Source organism: Desulfovibrionales bacterium, assembly GCA_028715605.1.
Classification (GTDB): domain Bacteria; phylum Desulfobacterota; class QYQD01; order QYQD01; family QYQD01; genus QYQD01.
On sequence record JAQURM010000007.1, the window covers coordinates 1 to 19,391 of the forward strand.

At 47.7% G+C, this 19,391-nt stretch carries 20 protein-coding genes; 9 read left to right on the forward strand and 11 right to left on the reverse strand.

Annotation, left to right across the window (positions count from 1 at the left end):
• Together PHT49_08145 and pyrF are read left to right on the forward strand one after the other, a co-directional pair.
• Window positions 1-524: TlyA family RNA methyltransferase (locus tag PHT49_08145; GenBank protein ID MDD5451845.1), on the forward strand; the 524-nt coding region annotated here is incomplete at its 5' end.
• Window positions 514-1,230 (forward strand): orotidine-5'-phosphate decarboxylase, encoded by a 717-nt coding sequence (gene pyrF, locus PHT49_08150; protein MDD5451846.1) that lies wholly within the window; start codon window positions 514-516, stop codon window positions 1,228-1,230. The genes PHT49_08145 and pyrF, both read left to right, overlap by 11 nt.
• 157 nt (window positions 1,231-1,387) lie before the next feature.
• On the opposite strand, the gene PHT49_08155 is transcribed toward pyrF, so the two are convergent.
• Window positions 1,388-2,263 carry a substrate-binding domain-containing protein gene (locus PHT49_08155; GenBank protein ID MDD5451847.1) on the reverse strand — a complete coding sequence of 292 codons (876 nt, stop codon included), beginning with the start codon at window positions 2,261-2,263 and terminating at the stop codon, window positions 1,388-1,390.
• 515 nt (window positions 2,264-2,778) lie between these two features.
• On the opposite strand from PHT49_08155, the gene PHT49_08160 reads away from it, so the two are divergent.
• The 5 genes from PHT49_08160 (at window position 2,779) to PHT49_08180 (ending at window position 8,375) form a co-directional block, all read left to right on the forward strand.
• On the forward strand, window positions 2,779-3,285 hold the full coding sequence (locus PHT49_08160; protein ID MDD5451848.1) for a transcriptional repressor: 507 nt from the start codon (window positions 2,779-2,781) through the stop codon (window positions 3,283-3,285).
• The gene (gene feoB, locus PHT49_08165; protein MDD5451849.1) at window positions 3,263-5,254 is read left to right on the forward strand and encodes a ferrous iron transport protein B; all 1,992 of its coding nucleotides are present in this window, start codon (window positions 3,263-3,265) and stop codon (window positions 5,252-5,254) included. The genes PHT49_08160 and feoB overlap by 23 nt, the downstream gene beginning before the upstream one ends.
• A gap of 107 nt (window positions 5,255-5,361) precedes the next feature.
• Window positions 5,362-6,081, forward strand: coding sequence for a metal-dependent transcriptional regulator (locus tag PHT49_08170; GenBank protein MDD5451850.1), 720 nt, complete (start codon window positions 5,362-5,364; stop codon window positions 6,079-6,081).
• Window positions 6,082-6,521: 440 nt separating this feature from the next.
• Window positions 6,522-7,394: a hypothetical protein gene (locus PHT49_08175; GenBank protein ID MDD5451851.1), complete on the forward strand. Its 873-nt coding sequence runs from the start codon at window positions 6,522-6,524 to the stop codon at window positions 7,392-7,394.
• A 246-nt stretch (window positions 7,395-7,640) separates the two neighbouring features.
• Complete coding sequence (locus PHT49_08180; GenBank protein ID MDD5451852.1) at window positions 7,641-8,375, forward strand: choice-of-anchor N protein; 735 nt, start codon at window positions 7,641-7,643, stop codon at window positions 8,373-8,375.
• A gap of 13 nt (window positions 8,376-8,388) precedes the next feature.
• Here PHT49_08180 and PHT49_08185 read toward each other — a convergent pair whose 3' ends face one another.
• The gene (locus PHT49_08185) at window positions 8,389-8,697 is read right to left on the reverse strand and encodes a hypothetical protein (protein ID MDD5451853.1); all 309 of its coding nucleotides are present in this window, start codon (window positions 8,695-8,697) and stop codon (window positions 8,389-8,391) included.
• A 473-nt stretch (window positions 8,698-9,170) separates the two neighbouring features.
• On the opposite strand from PHT49_08185, the gene PHT49_08190 reads away from it, so the two are divergent.
• On the forward strand, window positions 9,171-10,058 hold the full coding sequence (locus PHT49_08190) for a PEP-CTERM sorting domain-containing protein (GenBank protein ID MDD5451854.1): 888 nt from the start codon (window positions 9,171-9,173) through the stop codon (window positions 10,056-10,058).
• Window positions 10,059-10,166: 108 nt separating this feature from the next.
• On the opposite strand, the gene PHT49_08195 is transcribed toward PHT49_08190, so the two are convergent.
• From PHT49_08195 to PHT49_08235, 9 genes are all read right to left on the reverse strand, one after another.
• Window positions 10,167-10,505: a helix-turn-helix domain-containing protein gene (locus PHT49_08195; protein MDD5451855.1), complete on the reverse strand. Its 339-nt coding sequence runs from the start codon at window positions 10,503-10,505 to the stop codon at window positions 10,167-10,169.
• Entirely contained in the window at window positions 10,502-10,789 is a 288-nt protein-coding gene (locus tag PHT49_08200) for a type II toxin-antitoxin system RelE/ParE family toxin (GenBank protein ID MDD5451856.1), read from the reverse strand. Before PHT49_08200 ends, PHT49_08195 begins: the two co-directional genes overlap by 4 nt.
• Window positions 10,773-12,086, reverse strand: a complete 1,314-nt coding sequence (locus tag PHT49_08205; GenBank protein MDD5451857.1) for a nitroreductase family protein — start codon at window positions 12,084-12,086, stop codon at window positions 10,773-10,775. Before PHT49_08205 ends, PHT49_08200 begins: the two co-directional genes overlap by 17 nt.
• Before the next feature lie 97 nt (window positions 12,087-12,183).
• Window positions 12,184-13,065: a ThiF family adenylyltransferase gene (locus PHT49_08210; protein MDD5451858.1), complete on the reverse strand. Its 882-nt coding sequence runs from the start codon at window positions 13,063-13,065 to the stop codon at window positions 12,184-12,186.
• Between the two features lie 16 nt (window positions 13,066-13,081).
• Window positions 13,082-13,339: a hypothetical protein gene (locus PHT49_08215; GenBank protein ID MDD5451859.1), complete on the reverse strand. Its 258-nt coding sequence runs from the start codon at window positions 13,337-13,339 to the stop codon at window positions 13,082-13,084.
• Window positions 13,329-13,604, reverse strand: coding sequence for an AbrB/MazE/SpoVT family DNA-binding domain-containing protein (locus PHT49_08220; GenBank protein MDD5451860.1), 276 nt, complete (start codon window positions 13,602-13,604; stop codon window positions 13,329-13,331). The genes PHT49_08215 and PHT49_08220 overlap by 11 nt, the downstream gene beginning before the upstream one ends.
• A gap of 69 nt (window positions 13,605-13,673) precedes the next feature.
• Entirely contained in the window at window positions 13,674-15,938 is a 2,265-nt protein-coding gene (locus PHT49_08225; protein ID MDD5451861.1) for an efflux RND transporter permease subunit, read from the reverse strand.
• Between the two features lie 40 nt (window positions 15,939-15,978).
• A complete protein-coding gene (locus PHT49_08230; protein MDD5451862.1) occupies window positions 15,979-17,382 on the reverse strand; it encodes a hypothetical protein in 1,404 nt (467 codons plus the stop codon).
• Window positions 17,348-18,214 (reverse strand): outer membrane lipoprotein-sorting protein, encoded by an 867-nt coding sequence (locus tag PHT49_08235; GenBank protein MDD5451863.1) that lies wholly within the window; start codon window positions 18,212-18,214, stop codon window positions 17,348-17,350. The genes PHT49_08230 and PHT49_08235 overlap by 35 nt, the downstream gene beginning before the upstream one ends.
• Window positions 18,215-18,332: 118 nt before the next feature.
• Here PHT49_08235 and PHT49_08240 point away from each other — a divergent pair, with 118 nt between their 5' ends.
• Window positions 18,333-19,241, forward strand: coding sequence for a hypothetical protein (locus PHT49_08240; GenBank protein ID MDD5451864.1), 909 nt, complete (start codon window positions 18,333-18,335; stop codon window positions 19,239-19,241).
• The last annotated feature ends 150 nt before the right edge of the window (window positions 19,242-19,391 follow it).

Here is a 19,391-nt window from a genome sequence, read left to right on the forward strand (position 1 = left end):
CCTTTGGTATAGACGTCCAGGGCAAGGTGGCTATTGACGTCGGGGCCTCGACGGGCGGTTTTACGGACTGCCTCCTAAAACATGGGGCTCGGCGGGTCTATGCCATAGACGTGGGATATGGGCAGCTCGACTGGAAGCTTAGACAGGATGCGCGCGTCATATCTCTGGAGCGAAAAAATATTCGTTACTTGGGGCCGGAAGACATAGGCGAAAAGGCGGACATAGCGGTCATAGACGTATCTTTTATCTCTCTGTCGAAGGTTATCCCGGTAGTCGTTACCCTGCTTAAAGAGCAGGCGGAGATAGTAGCGCTGGTCAAACCTCAGTTTGAGGTTGGAAAAGGACAGGTGGGGAAGGGGGGTATAGTCCGCGACCCGGCGCTTCAGACGCAGGCGGCTGAAAAAATACAGAAATTTGCGGGAGACAACGGTCTGATCTCTATAGGTCTTATTGAGTCGCCCATTCTGGGCGCCAAGGGCAATAGAGAATTTCTCCTGTATTTGAAGAAGGGATATGAGAGATAAAGACAGACTCATATTTCCCCTGGATTTCCCTTCCTGGAAAGAAGCTTCGACATACGTACGTCTTCTTGCCGGTACAGTTGGTGTATTTAAGATCGGGCTGGAGTTGTTTATCGCGGAAGGTCCTTCTATCCTGAAGAAGATCAAAGAAGAGACAGAGGCCGGAATTTTTCTCGACCTGAAGCTCCACGACATACCGGAGACGGTAAAAAGGGCCTTATCCGTTATCTCCGGATACGGTGTTGACTTTGTGACTATTCACTGTGATGCGGGCAGACGTCTGGCCGGGGCCATATCCATAGCTACCGGCGCCGGGACAAAGGTGCTTGGGGTTACCCTTCTGACCAGTATAGGAAGAGATGATCTCACTGTCCAGGGTTTGGCCGGGGAGTTTATCGATGATGTTTCCCGCCTTGTGGTGCAGAGGGCCGTGTCAGCCGGAGAAGCAGGATGCAGCGGCGTCATATCTTCCGGTCAGGAAATCAAGGCTATAAGAGAACGGTTAGGAAGGGATTTTCTCATCGTTACTCCCGGCATACGGCCGGCCTGGAGTGTTACATCCGATGATGACCAGAGAAGGATTGTCACTCCCCGGGAGGCTATCCTTAATGGCGCCGATTATATAGTAGTGGGAAGACCTATCCGGACCGCCAAAGACCCTATAGAAGCTGCCCGTCGTATAATTGAAGAGATAAAACAAGCCTCCTAATCCTCCGTCCAACTTACAGAAAATATTGAGTTCTTCCGGGAATAGTGTGGAGGATTACCTGATAAAATCTCCCCCTTTGAAAAAGGGGGATTAAGGGGGATTTGAACGTAACTTGGTATAAAACAACCCTCTTTTTTTTAGACAGTGTTTGCTAAAACTATACGAAGTGAGGGACAAAGCCATATTTATTGTAGATATTCCGGACGAGGTCTGATTTTATAAAGTCGAGAAATTTTGCGGCATTTGAAGGATTAGGGGCGTTTTTTAGCACAGTTATAAAGTAATCTATTTTATCTCGCTGATCCATGTCTTGGCCTGGCTCAATACACTCGAACATTAAGCCTTCCCGGCGTGCATTTATATATTCGGTTGCCCATACCGGCCCCACATCAACCGTCCGCTTTTTCAGGCGTAAGGGGGTTTCCCGGTGATGGACAATCGTGAAGATGGCGGTGCCTTCCGCCCTTTTTTCCTCCATAATCCTTTTAACTAAGGTCTCGCCGCCTGTCTCCCGGTACATTCCGATGATATGCAAGGCAATATCCTCGGTCTCCGGGTTAGGCTGGGAGATCCTGACCTCATCTCTGCCCAGGTCATGGACAGAGGCAATTCGGGCCGGGTTACCTTCGGGAACCATAAGCACTATCCGGTTGTGCAAGTAGAGAAAATATTTTTCTTTTTCAATAAGGTCTGCCTCTTCTAAAACATGCATAGCGCTTTCATTGACGGAGGCATAGATGTCGGGTATAACATCGATTACTCTATCCTGGAATATAGCCCCGCCCGCCAGTATCTGTTTTAGTTCCATACCGGGCGGCAGGGTCTCATAAAATATCGTTTTTATCTCCGGGGATTGTTGCTGAAAGGCGGCCAGGAGTTCCGGCATGACCATAAACTGATTCCCGGCCACAAAGAGTACCAGATCAGCGCCATGCAGGTTTTCCATGTGGTGCAAATCTCCGTCCATATTGGAAGGGATTACCGGCAGGTTGTTTTTGGTCTTCGGGCTGTTCATGGAATCAGACCCGGTCACAACGGATCATGGCGATCCGCTCCAGTAAATCTTCATCCAGTTCGCCAAGCAGTTCTTTAATTGTGTATTTACGGCCGCAAACCTTGCAGCGCAGGGTTACGTCCCTTCAAGTCCTGACGATGGAGAGATGTCCGCCGCATGTCTTACAGGGCATTTCTTATCCTGGTTCAAGTCTGAGATTTAAGGTAAAATTAGCCCTTATAGCTAAGCCAACTGCGCATAAAAGTCAACACCCAATATTAATCAATTTGTAAGAAAGCCTTTTCACCGCTGAGCACGCAGAGCCCGCAGAGAAAAACTTTAAACTGTTTAATATGTTATCTCGGCGTTCTCGGCGACCTCTTACGCCTTCGGCGTATCTTCGAGCGGTAAAAACACTTATTTTCCTTGACAAGACCCGAAGGATGTATTAAATAGATTATGAAAATGAAATTCATTTTCATAATGTCTAAAAAGCAGGGGAGGACTTTTTCACGAAAGCTGTTTATAAAAAGCAGAGTATCCTTAGGGGATATATCGCCCAGAAGAAGCTCAAGTCTTCACGTCAGCGGGATGAGATAGCCCGGATTTTTTTCAGTATGAAGGGCCATGTAAACTTAGATGAACTTTACCGGCATGCGTCCCGCTTCAATTCCCGGATAGGTTATACCACCGTCTATCGAACCCTAAAACTGCTGACAGAGTGCGGGATGGCGGTGGAGAGGAAGTTTGCCGATGGACAGACCCGTTATGAAAATGTTGATCAGGGAGAGCATCATGACCATCTGATATGTCTCTCCTGCGGGAAGATACTTGAATTCAAGGATAATCGCATCGAAAAGATACAGGAGGAGATAGCGGTGCGCCGCCATTTCGCTATTAAAGATCACAGATTAGAGATATACGGTGAATGTGCGGATTGCTTGAAAAAAGAGAAAAATCCCCCCTCACCCTCCTTTAGTAAAGGGGGGCACCATCACATTCCCCCTTTGAAAAAGGGGGATACAGGGGGATTTTCAGATGAGAAAGCGGGGAAAAAATAGGGGCATGGAGAGTAAGGATTTTAACCGGAAGTCAACAAAAAAAATCATACTGGTCGGCAACCCGAACGTGGGTAAAAGCGTGGTCTTCAACTACCTGACCGGTAAATACGTCGTGGTTTCAAACTATCCGGGGACGACCGTAGAGGTTTCACATGGCACGACCAAATGGAGGGGTAAAAATATCACTGTGCTGGATACTCCGGGCGTAAACAGCCTGCTGCCCACCTCTGAAGATGAGATAGTTACGCGCAATATTTTACTTAATGAGAAGGATGCCTTAATCGTCCAGGTGGCTGATGCCAAGAACCTTAGGCGTAGCCTCCTTATATCCAGCCAATTGTCTGAAATGGGGTTGCCTTTTCTTCTTGTGCTTAATATGGAGGATGAGGCCCGCGAACGCGGCATCAAAATAAATTATCAGGAGCTTTATTCGCTGACCGGCGCCAAGGTCATTTCCACCGTAGCCACGCAGAAAAAGAATCTGGAAAAGATAACAGAAGAGCTTGTTGATCTGAGAGAGGCCACATTGAACATAAGTTACCATCCGGCCCTGGAAGAGGCCATCTCTCAGATAGCGGAGTTCCTGCCGGAAGAGAATATAAGCCCTCGTTCCATTGCAATCATGCTCCTTTCCGGGGATAAAAGCCTTAAACGATGGTTGCATGCGCGCCTGCCGGAATCCAGAATCAACGAGATCGAGGCGATCCGAAGATCATGCCAGGCCGGATTCGATCAGCCCATAAGCTATCTGATTAACCAGGTCCGCCTGGAAAAGGTGGATGAAATTGTGCGCCGGGTGACCATGATTAAGCCTATCAAACGAAAGCGGCTCTCCACCCGCATTGGCGAACTATCCGTACATCCGTTTTGGGGCGTGGTTATTCTGATAGGCGCGGTTTATTTACTATATCAGGTAATCGGCGTTTTTGGCGCCGGCGTGGCCGTTGACTTTATGGAAGAGACGGTCTTTGGAGAGTATATCAACCCGTTTTTCATAAGATGGACCGGGCGACTGGTGCCGGTGGCCTGGCTGAGGGACCTGCTGGTCGGCCAGTACGGTCTTCTGACCATGGCCATGACCTATGCCTTTGCCCTGATCCTGCCCATTATTACCTTTTTTTTCATAGCCTTCGGCCTGATGGAGGATTCCGGCTATCTGCCCCGGCTGGCGGTTATGAGTAATAAGATATTCCGGTTAATCGGTCTTAATGGTAAGGCCATTCTGCCTATGATTCTGGGGCTGGGGTGCGCCACTATGGCTACGCTTACCACCCGCATCCTGGAAAGCAAGCGTGACAGGATTATCGTCACCCTGCTCCTGGCCTTGGGCGTCCCCTGTTCGGCGCAGATGGCCGTTATTTTCGGCATGCTCTCCGGATTTTCTCCCATGATGGTTGTGCTCTGGGCCGGGGTCGTAGGTCTTGTCCTGGCGGTGGTCGGCTACTTGGCGGCACGCTATCTGCCGGGCGAAGCTTCCGATTTTGTCCTGGAACTCCCGCCCATCCGCCTTCCCAGGATCGGGAATATCCTCATTAAGACCCTGTCCCGCATAGAGTGGTACCTTAAAGAGGCCGTACCCCTCTTTGCCCTGAGCACATTCATACTTTTTATAATGGATAAGACCGGGATATTGATAAATATCGAAAAGGGCGCCTCACCGCTTATTAAAGGCGTACTGGGACTTCCGGTAGAGACCACCCAGGCCTTTCTCATCGGTTTTTTGCGTCGTGACTATGGTGCGGCCGGTCTTCTGGCCCTGGCGCGGGCACATGCGCTGAGCGCCGAGCAGATCCTGGTGGCATTGGTAACCATGACCTTGTTCGTCCCGTGTCTGGCGAATTTCCTGGTTATTGTCAAAGAAAGGGGCTGGAAAATTGGCGCGGCCATCAGCGGCTTTATCCTGGCTGTGGCCTTTACTGTGGGGGGGCTGCTGAATTTAATTTTGAAAATCACTGGTTTTAAAATATAATCTATTACCCGCAGAGATAACAGAGAGATACAAGAGAAGATTTATTTTTATAAGTTAACTCTGTGACCTCTGTGTGCTCTGTGGCGAAGTTAGACGTGGAGGTACCTATGCAATTTAACTGGGGGAAGAGAAAACCACATTGTCATATCCGGGGGCCGTTTTGTCACAGGGAGGCAGAAACCCGTGACCGGGCCATCGATGAACTGCTGGAATTTATCTGGAACCTGCGCGAAAATGGGGTCTCAGACGTGGCTGATCTCCAGCGCGAGGCATCGGATCCTGAGGCCAGGAATATTCTCTCCTACATGGAGCAGGAAGGACTCTTTGCCAGGGAAGGGGACAAGGTCTATCTCAAGGAAAAAGGAGAGGAAAAGGCCCGGGAGATTATACGGAGGCACCGTCTGACCGAGCGGCTGCTTATGGAGATCTTTGAACTTTCGGAGGAGGAGGCAGAGAAAGAGGCCTGTAAATTGGAGCATATTTTGAGCCCTGAGGTCACAGATAGTGTCTGTACTTTCCTCGGCCATCCTCCAGTCTGTCCGCACGGCAAACCTATTCCACCGGGAAAATGCTGCACCGCCCCTGAAAAGAGTGTAAGGCCTCTGGTTATGCCCCTTAACGACCTCGATCCGGGCGCAGAAGGGCGTATTGTCTTCATCTCTACCAACTTTCCGGCCAGGCTGGATAAGTTGAGCGCCCTGGGTGTGGCGCCGGGAAGTATAATCAAGATGCGGCAGAAGAAGCCTTCCCCTATTATACAGGTAGGTGAGACTACGGTGGCGGTCGATCCGGAGATCGTACATGATATTTATGTAAAGGCGGTTTAGTATAGCGGGTAGTGTTTAGCGATTAGCGGGTAGCCGCAGATCACGCCATGGGCGGATCTTCAGTCAGCAAGTTAGCCGTGAGATATTTAGCCTTTTGTATCAGTTTAGCTGTTTGAAAGAGTATTCTTAAATCCCTCCCAACCTCCCTTTTCCAAAGGGAAGAGAAACGCTTCCCCCTTTGGAAAAGGGGGATACAGGGGGATTTTGCGAATTGAAGCTCCCCGTCCGCCGCAGGCGGACCTGAGGCGGACGGGGGATCTCCGTATGCAAGGCAAAATGCATCGTATTCGCTCGCTAACCCCGCTGCCCGCCAGGGTCGGACCTGGACGGCAAGCAGCGGGGAATGCGCTCGCTATGCATGTTCATGTATTTAACTGCCGTTGCATAGCCTTTGGTTGTTTAGGCTGAAAGCTGAAGGCTGATAGTTGAAAGCTGAGGGTATGGAAAAAGAAATCGAGCGGCTGAAGAAAGAGATTGCCCGCCTAAAAGATAAAATCCTCCACCTGGAGCATCGTCTGGTCCGCCAGGATGTGACCGTGGTCTCTATCCTCCGGCAAAAAGGGTTTAACCTGATCCAGTATAATCCGGATAGAGGCTTATTATTATCCCTTGAGGCGGATGCCAGGGTAGAGGGACATTTTTATCGCCTGATGGGGCGTTACTCCTTCCGGCTTTTTTTGCGTGATCTCATAACGCATCAGCAGCGCTTTACCTTAAAAGACCTGACCCGGTATTGTTCACCACACACCGCTGCCAACTACCTCCGTTTTCTTGAGGAGATAGGACTCGTTGCCAGGCTGGATCGAGGCGGCTATGCCCTGGACATAAAATCGGTATCAAGTATAGGCCCCACCCTCGAATGGTTTGTCGCCCAGGTATTCATCCGGGAATTTGAGGCCCCGGCTATCTACGGTGTAAAGTTCAGAGAGACCCCCCATGGTGGGGATTATGATGTTATTGCCTGTCTGGATAACCGCCTGGCCTATGGAGAAGTAAAATCCTCGCCGCCGAAGGGCGTGGAGGCCGCGGATGTCCGGGCCTTTTATCAACGCCTGGAGGACTTGTCACCGCATCTGGCTTTCTTTCTGGTGGATACCGAGCTTCGTATGAAAGATAAAATAGTCCCGCTTTTTGAGGAGGAAATAAGCCGCCTTTACGGGGTGGAAGGCAGAAAACAGAGGCCGGTAGTGCGGCTCAAGGAAGAACTTTTTCACATAAACCACAACCTTTTTATAGTAAACAGCAAAAAGGGCCTGGCCACCAACCTTAAGACCTGCCTCCGTCATTACCAGAGACAGAAGTTTTCGTTTTGACTTATTTAAAGGATAGATTTTTTTCTTTGCGTTCTTTGCGGTGAGCAGGAGAATTTCGATGTGAAAAACTTTACACACATAGTGGAAGTATTTTTCCATTCAGATGACATTCCTTTTCTCTTTCTTATCCTACTATCAATTTTCCCGTATAAGATAACTATCTTATATGTCAAATTATTTTTAGATTAAAACCGATTAATCCATCAATGGTACAGATATTGCTTAAGGTAATGTACGAGGGCAGAAATGAATATTCGTTCAATCACCACATCCATAGCAATAGCCTTACTGATCCTGGGTCTGGCCACCCCTGTTCAGGCCGTGCCCAATCTCCAGATATACATACCCGGCGCTACATACGACCCGGTAACGGAGACATGGATTATCTACTCTTATGACTACGACCTTTGGGTCGTTGGGGCAAACCTGAATATTTATGATATAAAGTTTGCCGCCGCAGTTCCTGTTAATGAAAACGGCACGATTGATGTTACCTGGCTTAAAGGACAGTTGATCGACGATGATGGGAATGTTGTGAAAGAGCCGGATTTTTTTGAAACGCTGGATGGAACAGCCGATTATAGCGCTGATCCCTATATTTATTTTTGTCCGGACGGGATACCAATCATGGGTGATGGCGCTGAATTGCCTCCCCACGGTGTGTTTCCAACTTCGTATTATGAATATCTTATCGGGGATTTTGGTACGGGCGAGACGGTCCAGAATTATATCCCCGGTGATGAATGGGGTGACCTTGCAGAGGGCGAGACGAAAAAGTTCCATATTTCAGCGGATGGATATACGTGGGTCGATATAGTGGCATACGACCATTATATCCAGGCCAACCATAAAACCCACTGTATATTTAGTCCGTTTTCCCATGACGGCGGCAGTGGTGTCCCCGAACCGGCCACCATGCTTCTGGTAGGGACCGGCTTGATTAGCTTGGGCTGTGTAGCTAGGAAAAAGTGTAAAAAATAGGGATTAATAGCGATTAGCAGGTAGGGATTAACCTAGTAGGTCCTTTCGAGTCGAACCTATTAAACCTTAAATTCTTCAATCCAATCTCACGATCCTCGCGGATGAGAGGGGCGCTATCTCCGAGCGAACCAAGGCGGGTGTAAATGCTCTCTTTTATGGCGTCCATTTCAGCCCAGATATCGGTTTCCTTCTCCGGTTCTTCGAGCGCTTTTTCAAGAATAGTAGCAGCCTCTTGCGTGAGAGCGCGGCGGTGACGCCGGGCCCGGAGTTTAAGCTTCCGATAGGCGCTGGCGGATATATCCCGGATATATAAAGTGGGCATGGCACTGTCCTCCTACGTGAGATTAGTCAATATGTTAGCATATTGCTATTAAAATGCAAATAAAATGATGTAAGCTAAAATTTCTCTGCGCTCTGCGGTGAAAAGATTTTGGATATGAAAAGTTTTACCACCCATAGTGGAAATAGATTTCCTCTGAGTGGAAATTCACTTCCACTTTTCACTCTGAATCGGTTCGTGCTCAATGTTCTGCGAATACTCTAACTCTTGGATACCATTACTGATACTATTTTGTTCAATCATGTTGTGCTGGTTGGCATGGAGGTTGCTTGTAAATTAATGCAAGTGGGCAATATGAATGATGGCTCACTACGGCCTTTGGTAACATGTTCGATTTGTTTAATATGTTAGAATCGTTCGAACGTCTAACGATTCTAACAATCCTAATAGGGGGTGAAGAAATGGGAAAAAGATTTTTTAAAAGTTTAAATTTTAAAGGGAAGGAGGTGAAGAAGATGAAAAAATGGTTTGTTTTAGCATTGTGTCTACTGGGCGTATTCGCCTTAAACGTGGCTCAGGCCTCAGCGGCGCTTGTAATACTGGACGACTGGAGTTTACAGGTGGGGGGGAAGACTGTTAAGGCTATTGACTATATGACCTACACGGGTCTCAGTCATGTAAACATCACGGATACCGATCTAAATGGTTTAGACGGAGGCGATCCTTTTACGGATGTGGTGGCTTTTAAGGTCGGAACCTCAGGACTCCAAAATGACGCTACGGGTACGATCATAAAGTACAGCGACGGGAGTTTTATAGGTGGCGGTGATTTTGAGCTGACAGGTGTAGCTACAATGACGGGAGTGCATACGGCTGTTGTCGCAGGTAATGCGCAATATGTGTTTAACACTGCGACGCTTGATTTCTATCTGGACACTAATTCGGCGACGTTTGCGCAGCCAGGTATAGGCGGAGGCACGATATCGGGCTACAAGGACGGCACACAGATAGCATCGTTTGGCCTTATGTCTGGGGGGGGAAATTTTAATTTCCCTACGCTCGATGGGAATATCGATGTTGATTTTGTGAGTGGATGGGTGCTTCCCGGTGTTATGTTCACGGAAGACGGTGTGGATTTTTCCACGTTTCCTTTCTTGGCGGCCCTCACGGATTCCAATAGTGATGCGGACATAAACGGTGACGGCATTCCTGATGTCGTATTGCCCAGCAACTGGACAGGTTACACGGGTCAAACTGTAGGCGGTGATCTTTATGATCTGAATCTGCAGGTTGACGGCTCGGCCAGGTATGCAGTCCCTGAGCCGTGTACCATGCTTCTCTTCGGCACCGGCTTGATCGGTTTGGCTGGGGCTGCCCGGAGGAAGTTGGGGAAGAAGAAGTAAGATTAGAAGGCAGAATACAGAAGACAGAAGTCAGGATACAGGAGTAAAAAGCAAAGGGCGGGGATATTCCTCGCCCTTTGCTTTTTGAGGGGGGATAACACGTTAGCCTTAGGCGACAAATTTCTTTTTGAGCCTGGGCACTTCCCGGCGAGGGGAAGCACTTTTCACTCTTTTTAGCTCATCCACCTCAAAGACTAGATTTTTGCCAATCTTTTCAGCTTTGATCTTGCCTTGCTTGACCCAACGCCTCAGGGTAATCACTGAAACGCCAAGGTATTCAGCAGTCTCTGATATAATAAAGGGCCTTTGTCTGAGTTCTCCAAAGACCTCCTCATGAGAATAAGTTTCTTTTTCAAATCCCTGTCTGGCGATGGCGGCAAAAAGCTTTTCTCGCTCTTTAATTGGCATTTCAACAATCTGTTTGTAAATTTTTTCCGCGATGCTCATATTCCTGCCTCTTTTATATACCTTTTTAACTTCTGATAAAAATTTTCATGGGTCCCTGCCATAAAGAAGGTCAAAGTATCTGTTTCCATTCGGTAGGCTAACAGATACTCCTGCTTTTGAAACTTAAACTTATGGATCCTGAAACCAGCCAGATCACCTGGCTTGACCTCGCCGACTTCCGGATTTTCAAGAACCACATCTGTCTCGTCTTCAATTGCTAACTGTAAGGGACGCCTTTGTTTTTTGACAAATTTTATAAATGCTGACTTATAGATTCGTTTCATGACTATTAATATGATAATTTATATAATCATTTTTGTCAATATCAAGGACTTGCTTGACAGTCCTCCGGGGAGCCTGTGCAGGTGGTGGCGAGGCATAGCCCAATCTAAAGAGCATTATTATCCCTTTTGATCTATTTACAGGAAAAACACTCTGTAAGTAATCCCACGCCTTTTCAAGCAACCTCTTGTGGGTTTCTGAAAAACCCAGTTCTCTGTCGAGATAGAGGCGCTGGATGAGAAACGTAATGCCGGTCATAGGATGAAAAGCCAGACCGTGTTTGGTGGCGGTGAGCCAGACCCGTTGCAAGAGCCTTCCGCCCAGGACAAAGTCTTCAGGTGTGGCGCCGGGCATCTGGATCAGGCCCATGGCCGAGGAACCAAGGCAGAGTTTGTAGCTTTGGAACGGGAGCATATGGCTTAAGCCGAAGATATTCAGAGAAGAAACCAACGCCCAGTTGCCGAGTAGTCTGAAGGCCATCGCCTGGAAGGGATTCAGCCCCATGGTCTTTATGGGCATGCCGTCTTTTGCTTGCAAGCCTTCTTTCTCTGACCATCTGATGTGTTCGAAGACGAAATGATGCAGATTTTCGTTCTCAAATAGCATCCGGTCGTGGATGGCTACTGCCTTAGCCAGGAATTTTATTTGTTCTGAAAATCCCCCTGTATCCCCCTTTTTCTTCGCCTCGGCGAATCCGCCTGAGTGCGGAAAAGGGGGAGATAGCGGGGTTCCCTCTTTATCAAGGGGGGCATATAAAGCCCCACATCCCCCCTTTTGCAAAGGGGGGCTAGGGGGGATTTCAGGGGTGAGGGGTGAGGGGAGATTATCGCCGGTTAAATATAGCTCCCCGATCCCTGTTTCTTCGGGGAGGGACATAAGGGCGGCAATGACTTCTTTGTCGATAGTTTTTCGTTTTTTATACGGATTGCGGTTGGTGACGCGTTTGGTAATAAACGGTAATAGCGTATCATCTTCCCTTGGGCATTCCTGAAACTCAATGGCAGCTATAAGTGAGCTTTGCTCTTCTTTCGAAGATGCGTTTTGGCTTACAGGGAAGAGGGTAGGGCACATGGAATAACCATAGGAGCGGGCGGCGATGTCCATGTTTTCCAGGACAGCGCCGTGGGCGATGAGAGAGGCCCTCTGCCTTGAATTATAAAGGGATGTATCCCCTTCTGGCACGTTAAGGAGAAGGAGTTTTTGTCCATCCCATGTAAAACGCCATGGCTGGCAGTTGTCGCCCGAAGGCGCCCAGGTCCCGGCCTCAACGATTTTAAGAATTGTATCTTTTGGAATCATTTTATTCTGGACGCTGATTTTCGCTGATACCCGCAGCACAGTAAATTCGAAATTCGAATTTTAATAAGTAAAATCTGCAGTTATCTGCGTCCAAAACCTAACCGCCTGATTTTAGAAAATACTTCTTTACATACCACCTTTTCAACCGCTGAATAGGATTTCGATTTCCCCAGCGTAGATAACCCTGTTTATAAACTTGAAGGTAGGGGTCGAATTGAAAATAGTACGGGACGGCCCTTATTTTTCTTCTTTTCAGGATCATATTTATGACTTCCGCGGCCACCAAGGCGCTGCAGAGCTGGCAGGCCAGCCCCAAGGAAGGCCCGGTTTGTTTGGTAAGATCTATCGATGATGACTCAATGTATTTAAGATGTGTGGCCTTGGGCGCCAGACCAAGGCCAAAGGCTATGAGCTTATCGATTTCTGGCAGATTATCATTAAGATCAAAATATCCATCGAAACCCATGCCTTGGGGGGCGAAGACATGCAGAGTGGCGCTGAACCCCATTGGCCCTGAGGTAATGGCATAGATGCCGCGTGCTCTGGCTTCCCGAAAGAGCATCCGTCGAGTCTCTATGTTGAAGAAATCTACGCCATCTAATGCGATATCTACATCTTTCAGGAATTCGGCGATATTATCCTTGCTTATACCCTGGTCAAAAATTTTTATATCGGCTTGTGGGTTTATAGCCAGGGCCATCTTCTTCATGGCTTCGGCCTTATGCATGCCGACGTTTTCTATGGTGGCTCCCACCTGCCGGTTGAAATTGGCTACTTCAAAATGGTCAAAGTCAGCGATATTGAAGCGTTCGAATCCGGTGCGGGCTAATGTGAGCAGGTAGTGGCCGCCTACGCCGCCGACTCCGGCAATGGCTATCCGGGCCTTCTTAATCTTTTGCTGTTCTTCAGGAGATATGAGCCCTATGTTTCGGCAAAAAGCCTCATCGTATGACCAGGGTATTGTAGAATTATCTTTCATATCAGGCGGTAAGTAGCTACCCTTCTTTTCTTAAAAGGTCATGCGTACCAACTCTTCGTAACTCAAGGATTTCACCGTCGTATCGTAAGGTCATCCGATAGCCCCTAGTTATTCTTACCTCGAACTTGTCAGCGCCCTTGAGTTTTTTCATCTTAAGTGAGGGATATCTGGGATTTTTGACCAGGAGGGTGATCTGTTTATCAACGTGTTTTTGAATTTCCGGTGAAAGGCCTCTGTAATCTTTCAGTAAGGATTCTGTACGCCTAATTTTCACCGTGAATATCCTTCAAGAGATCTTCCACATTTTCAAACTCCTGATAACGTTCTTTCCTTATATCCTCGTCCGCTTCTTTTTCCTTTTCTTGCCACTCCGGCGTCCAGAACCAGGCCTGATCTCTTGGTACTCTAATGGTTTTGATGGGTACTATCTTGGCTGTATTTCCTTCTATTACAAATTCGATTTCATCGCCTGGCTTTAGCCTTAGTGTCTCCAAGATCCTTTTGGGTATAGCTACCTGCCTTTTGGAACTTATCTTCATGGTAAATGATAACCCCCTAATTTACTATTTTACAGTAAAATATATCCGTTAATTTACCAATGTCAAGAGTTAGTTAACTCTTGGATTCACAATTTTCAGTAAGATAGGCAGCGTAGTCAGCTCTACCATGAGCGCGACTAACATAGTAAACGCTGTCAGGCACCCAAATTGAATGGTAGGGATAAAGTTAGATAATACCAATATCCCAAACCCCATCACAATTACCATGCAGGTGGAAATTACGGCTGATCCTTTAGACTGCATGGTTATGGCAATGGCCTGAAAGTTGCCTTTGCCCATTCTTCTCTCGTGCTTATAACGGGTCAGAAAGTGAATGGTATCGTCAACCGCTATACCTATGGCCACTGTGGAGATCATGGCGGTAGAGGTATTGAGGGGGATGCCCAGCCACCCCATTACACCGAGGTTAATGAGAAGCGGGATAGTATTGGGTATAATGCTTATAAATCCGAGGGAAAACGACCGGAGAATGACAAAGATTATGCCGAAGATAAGAAAGATGGCCAGAGAGAGGCTATATATCTGGCCGTTTACCAGGGCCTCGATCAGGTTGGCAGTAAGCAAGGATTTGCCGGTTACCCGAATTTCAAGATCAGGTCCTTGCAAGGTTTTGATAAATGCATCGGTCTTGTCTATCATGGCCCGGATGTGTCTTGAATTGTGTTCCCTGAAGTGGGCAGAGATACGGGCGGTCTTGCAGTCAGGATCAATGTAATCCCGGATATCCCCGGCGCCGTAAAGTAGCATATACTGGGCAGCCAGATTTTTGCCGGCCGGCAGCCTGTAGTGAGCCGGGTCTTCGTTATGGAAGGATTGATTCATATCTTTAATATAATCTGCCACAGAAATGACGCTGTCAATCTTTTCCTGCCCGCGTAGAAATTCTTCCACAGAGTCTATCTTTTTTAGCGCCGATGGTTCAAGTATGCCGTCCATCTCCTTTGTTTTGACCGAGATCTCGATGGTAGTTACACCACCCAAATTTTTCTCGACAAAATCTGTGGCCTGATAGACCTCGCTGCCCTTTTTGAAGTATTCCAAAAGGTTCGTCTCTACTTTTATGCGGGATACGCCCCAGACTGAGAGCGCTATTATAAAGAGGGTAAGAATGATTATCTTTTTTTCATGATTGTTCACAAGTGTGTAAAAAAAGCGGATGATCTTCGTCTGTGAGGTATTTTCGTGAGGCTTAAAATTTATGGGGCGATGGCGCAGGAGGTAGAGCATAATGGGAATGAAGATTATGGATACTAAAAAGGAAAAGGATATGCCCAGTGAAGACACATAGCCGAAGTCCCGTATGGGCGGGATATCATTGGCGCTCAGCGAGATGAAGCCATCAACCGTGGTAAAGCTCGCCAGGAAACAGGGAAGAATGGCCAGCCTTATGGAAGATATAAGGGCGGAGTCTTTATCGGGCAGCCGGGGGAGGTCTTCCCGATACTGATCGATTATGTGAATAGCCACTGCAATGCCGATGGTCATGATGAGCGGGGCAGTCATGGTGGTTATATTATTTATGGTGGCGTTGACCAGCGGAAACGACCCCATGGTCCATATAAGGCAGATTATGATATTTACCGTGGCAATGGACATGATCCAGAGGCTTCTAAAGATCAAATAAAGGGCAGAGGCGATCAGGAGTAAGACGATGGGGACAAAGGTCTTGAGATCGCCCATCATATACCGGCTTAAGGTGTTATCGGTTACCGTCCAGCCGGCCTTGTAGATTTTGGGGTGGTTCCGGGGGAAGACGTCGTTGATGACGGCATCCGCCTTTTCGAGCAGACGGGTTCGATAGAGGTCATCGTCCGGGCGATCAAAGGTTTTCACGATAATGGCTGTAGTACGGCCGTCTCTGGAGATCAACCTGTTGACATAAAGAGGGTTGAGGAGGGCCTTTTCCCTGAGGGCGTTTAGTTCATCCGGGGAAAGCGGCAATTTTTCTACCAGGGACCGGACATAAAAGTTATCCTGTTCGCCCCGGATGTCCGTGGCGTCGGTCAGACTGATTACATCCCGCACCTCTTCTATGGTTTCCAGCTTTTCTGTAAGCGCTTTGATCTTCGCCAGCATTTCATTGGTGAAGATATTTTCATCCCTGAAGGCCAGGACAAAGAATTCGTCTGTGCCGAAATGCCTCTTAAATTCTTCAAAGAAGACGAGATCGGGATCGTTTTTGAGGACAAAAGACTCTACAGAATGTTCCATCTTCGTCCTGGGGATCATGGATGCGAAGAAGAGCGTAAGGATGCAGAGGGTTGCCAGAAGCAGCCAGCGTTTTCGTAATATGAGCCGGGCTATTTTCTCCATAAGAATCGCTTACTGCTAAAATGTCCGAAGGCTTTCAGGGTTAAAATGAGAACCTGACGGCAAGATAACCCTGATCATTTCTGTCGTAGTTTCCTAAAAATGTATCGGCTTTTCCGTCAAAAATATTCAGGCCCGCGAAGATAGATAGATTATCCACATAACGCAGTTCAACCTCTGGATTTAGATAGAAGCCGTTGTCGGTAACGTTGTAAAGTGAATCAAGATTGAGGCGCAGTTTGTCGTGGAAGAGGGTTTTGTTTATGCGAAGGAAAAGGCCGGATTCAAACTCATGGTCGAAAAGGATTCTGTCGTCATAGCTGAATATCTTTCTCTGGTATAATTGGAAATTTGCATACCAGTCGTTGGTAAAGGTCCTGTCGATACCAAGGACGTAGTGCAGTATATGCTTGCTGGTAGAGGTGAGGTCATTTTTTAAAAATACCTGGTCGGTCATATAGGCCGCCTCGCCCCGGATGCCGAAGAGGCCCATGGTGGTCTCGACTTCGGCCCCGATAACCTGATTTCTCTCATAGGTTACGATGATGTCCTCGTCAAGCAATTGGGCCTGTGCCAATTGGCCCAAAAGCGCCTCTGCCGAAGGGTTGCTGACATTAATGTTTTTAATGGGAAAACTTTCAATAAAGGGGAAGGAATTTCTTGTGTAAAGATAGCTGATTCCATAGTCGAGGTTGCCCACTGTTCCGGTAAACCGCAGTCCGGCCTCGCTGTTCTCCAGGCCGGTGGAGTATTCCTTTTCCCTTATCTCCAGGCCGGTCAGGTAGTCTTTAAGCGCCTGTGATAATGTCGTGGAGTGCCTTACCTGGGTTTTGAGGTGCTTGAGGGTGGCCCAGTCTGAGCCAAAGAAATCGGTTTTGGCGCTGCGGAAGTGTGGTTTATATATACCCTCTATGGCGCCTTCGGACAAGAAATAACGCGCCCGCAGCATAAATACGGGTAGTTTTCTGTCTTCCAGCCTTAACGTGATACTCTCCCGCAGGTCCTGCGGATTGAGATTGTCCACCGGACTTATTTCGTCTGCCTTGCCCCAGCGCACAATCTGGTTGCCGAGTGTTATATCCCACTTCTGCTCCGAGAATTCTACATAACCCTCAAACATCTCAGTGCTGAAGTCATCTCTTGAGCCGTCGTTGCGAAACCAGAGGTAATCTGACATCACCGAGGCAACCATCCTGATATGCTCCTCAATTTGGGCCTTTCCTTCCAGGAATAACTTGTTTCTAAGGGTGCGTGTGTCTTCGTAAGGTTCGTCGTGCCGCAGGTCTTCTGTCCCGCGAACCCAGATGTTGCCGCTGACTTTGGAGTCGCGGATCAGGGAGAAAGGCTGGGCAGAGGCAGTGCATGGCAGGAATGCAGCCAGGGCAAAAAGCAGGAATAAGGCCCTGCCCTTCTTAATATTTTTCCAGATTGCGTACGGTAAAGACATTTGGGTCAACATTGACGTTATATGAAATTTTCTGGACTTCAAGCACTGTCCTGTGCTGGTTACGGAGGTCGGCCATCTCGGCCACCATATCCGTCCATATACCACTTATCTTCTGGAGATTGAACACCGTATAGCGTTTCACTACCCGGCCATGCTTGTAATAGTCAATTTGAATAGGCACATAGCTATCCATGGTCACAAGGGCTACAAACTTTTCGTATTGAGACTCGGCAGAGGGTTTTGGGGTACTTTCCAACACCCAGCAGTTGAAACCACTTAGAATTTTCGATCCCAAAAGGTGATGGACATCCTTTTCGACCCTTCTCCTTTGCATGTCTTCATAGGTAAAATCTGAGTTGACAAATTTTTGATCCTTCTGGCTTGAGACAATCCTTCTACTCCTCCTTAGTTCCGGTAAAAACAGGTACTGGTCATCGTCCCGGCTCTTATTTTCCCAGGTCAGGAAACCCGTTCCTCTTATCTCAGCCGGGCTGTTAAAACGGATCAGGGTCTTTTTAAACTCCCCAAAATCCCTTCGCCATATCTCCATTTCTCTGACACGGCTCTGGCCATCTTTTTCAATAAGCTTCATAAGTACGATGGCATGGGAGTCGCGGCTGGTATCCCGGTCGTAAATTCTTTGCGCGATGGATTCTGCGGAGGGCTGTTGCTCCGCGAATGTATTCGTTAATATTAATAAAACAGGGACTAATGCGAGAAACGAAGTTAATAGCTTTTTACACCATATATTTTTAATACACATAGGCCTTTTTCTGCCTCCGATCAGAATAATAAGATCGTAATAGATAATCTCTGCTTTTTCAATCGGCAATTTTAATAAAAAAGTTGATTGTGGGAGTTCCGTATCCTTATGGGAAGTTTTTATCAAAATTGGAATAGGGCCGATAAGAACGTTAACGAAAAAAACTAAACAAAAGAAGTTAAGCCAGATGCTGATAAGAAACGCAGAACTTCTGAGAGAGAAAAAATATCTCCCGGAGAGTCGCAGGGCCATAAGACTGAGGCGGTCCCGGCTTACCGAAGTAGGACAATCCCTTGATTACCGGATTAAGACCGCCACTTCACGGGAAGAATGGATCGAGGCCTTTTCTCTGGCACATGATAGATATGTAGAACTGGGTTACATGGATCCGGATCCTTCGACAATGAGGCTGAAGATCCAAAACATATTACCCTCGACCCGGGTATTTACTGCCAGATCCGAGGGGAGGGCGGTTGCCACCGCCACCCTTATTATCGATTCTCCCCTGGGACTGCCATCCGATGCAATATATAAAAACGAGCTGGATATGTTAAGGAATAAAGGCCGCCTGGTATCCGAGGGTTCTTCTCTGGTCACCGCAAAGGAATTTAAGTGCAGTAATATATTCATGCTTCTTTTCAAGGTGGTTTACGCCTACGCTCAGTATGTGCAGACCGACGACATCTGTATCGCCGTAAATCCTAAGCATGCCCGTTTCTATGAGGATATACTTTTGTTTGAGCCGATCGGAGAGTTGAGATATTTCCCGTCAGTAAAGGATGCGCCGGCCATTTTGGAGCGTATGGATCTGCGCACAGCGCATGCACGATTTGCGGATGTCTATAATATGGAGGATTTTGACTGTGATCTTTATACCTTTTTCTTCACGGCCAATAATGGCGATGAATCAGAATGGGGGAAGTCCTATCCCACTGGCGGTCTCAGGATGTCCCTGGAGGATATACGGTATTTTTTTGTAGAACAGACCGATCTCTTTGTGGAAATTGACGACGACAAACTGGCCTACATCCGGAAATGCTATCCTGACTACGACTTCACCCAGGTACTTCCACCCGGCTATTTTTCTGCGAGATAGTGCTCATCCGGAAACTACTGTTTCCGGCTTCACGCTTTCAGCGATCAGCGATTAGCTATCAGCAAAAATCTAAGACAAACAACACATTAAGCTGAGCGCTGCTAGCTGAGTGCTGATAGCTCATCCGGAATTTTTGGGGTTCCGGATGAA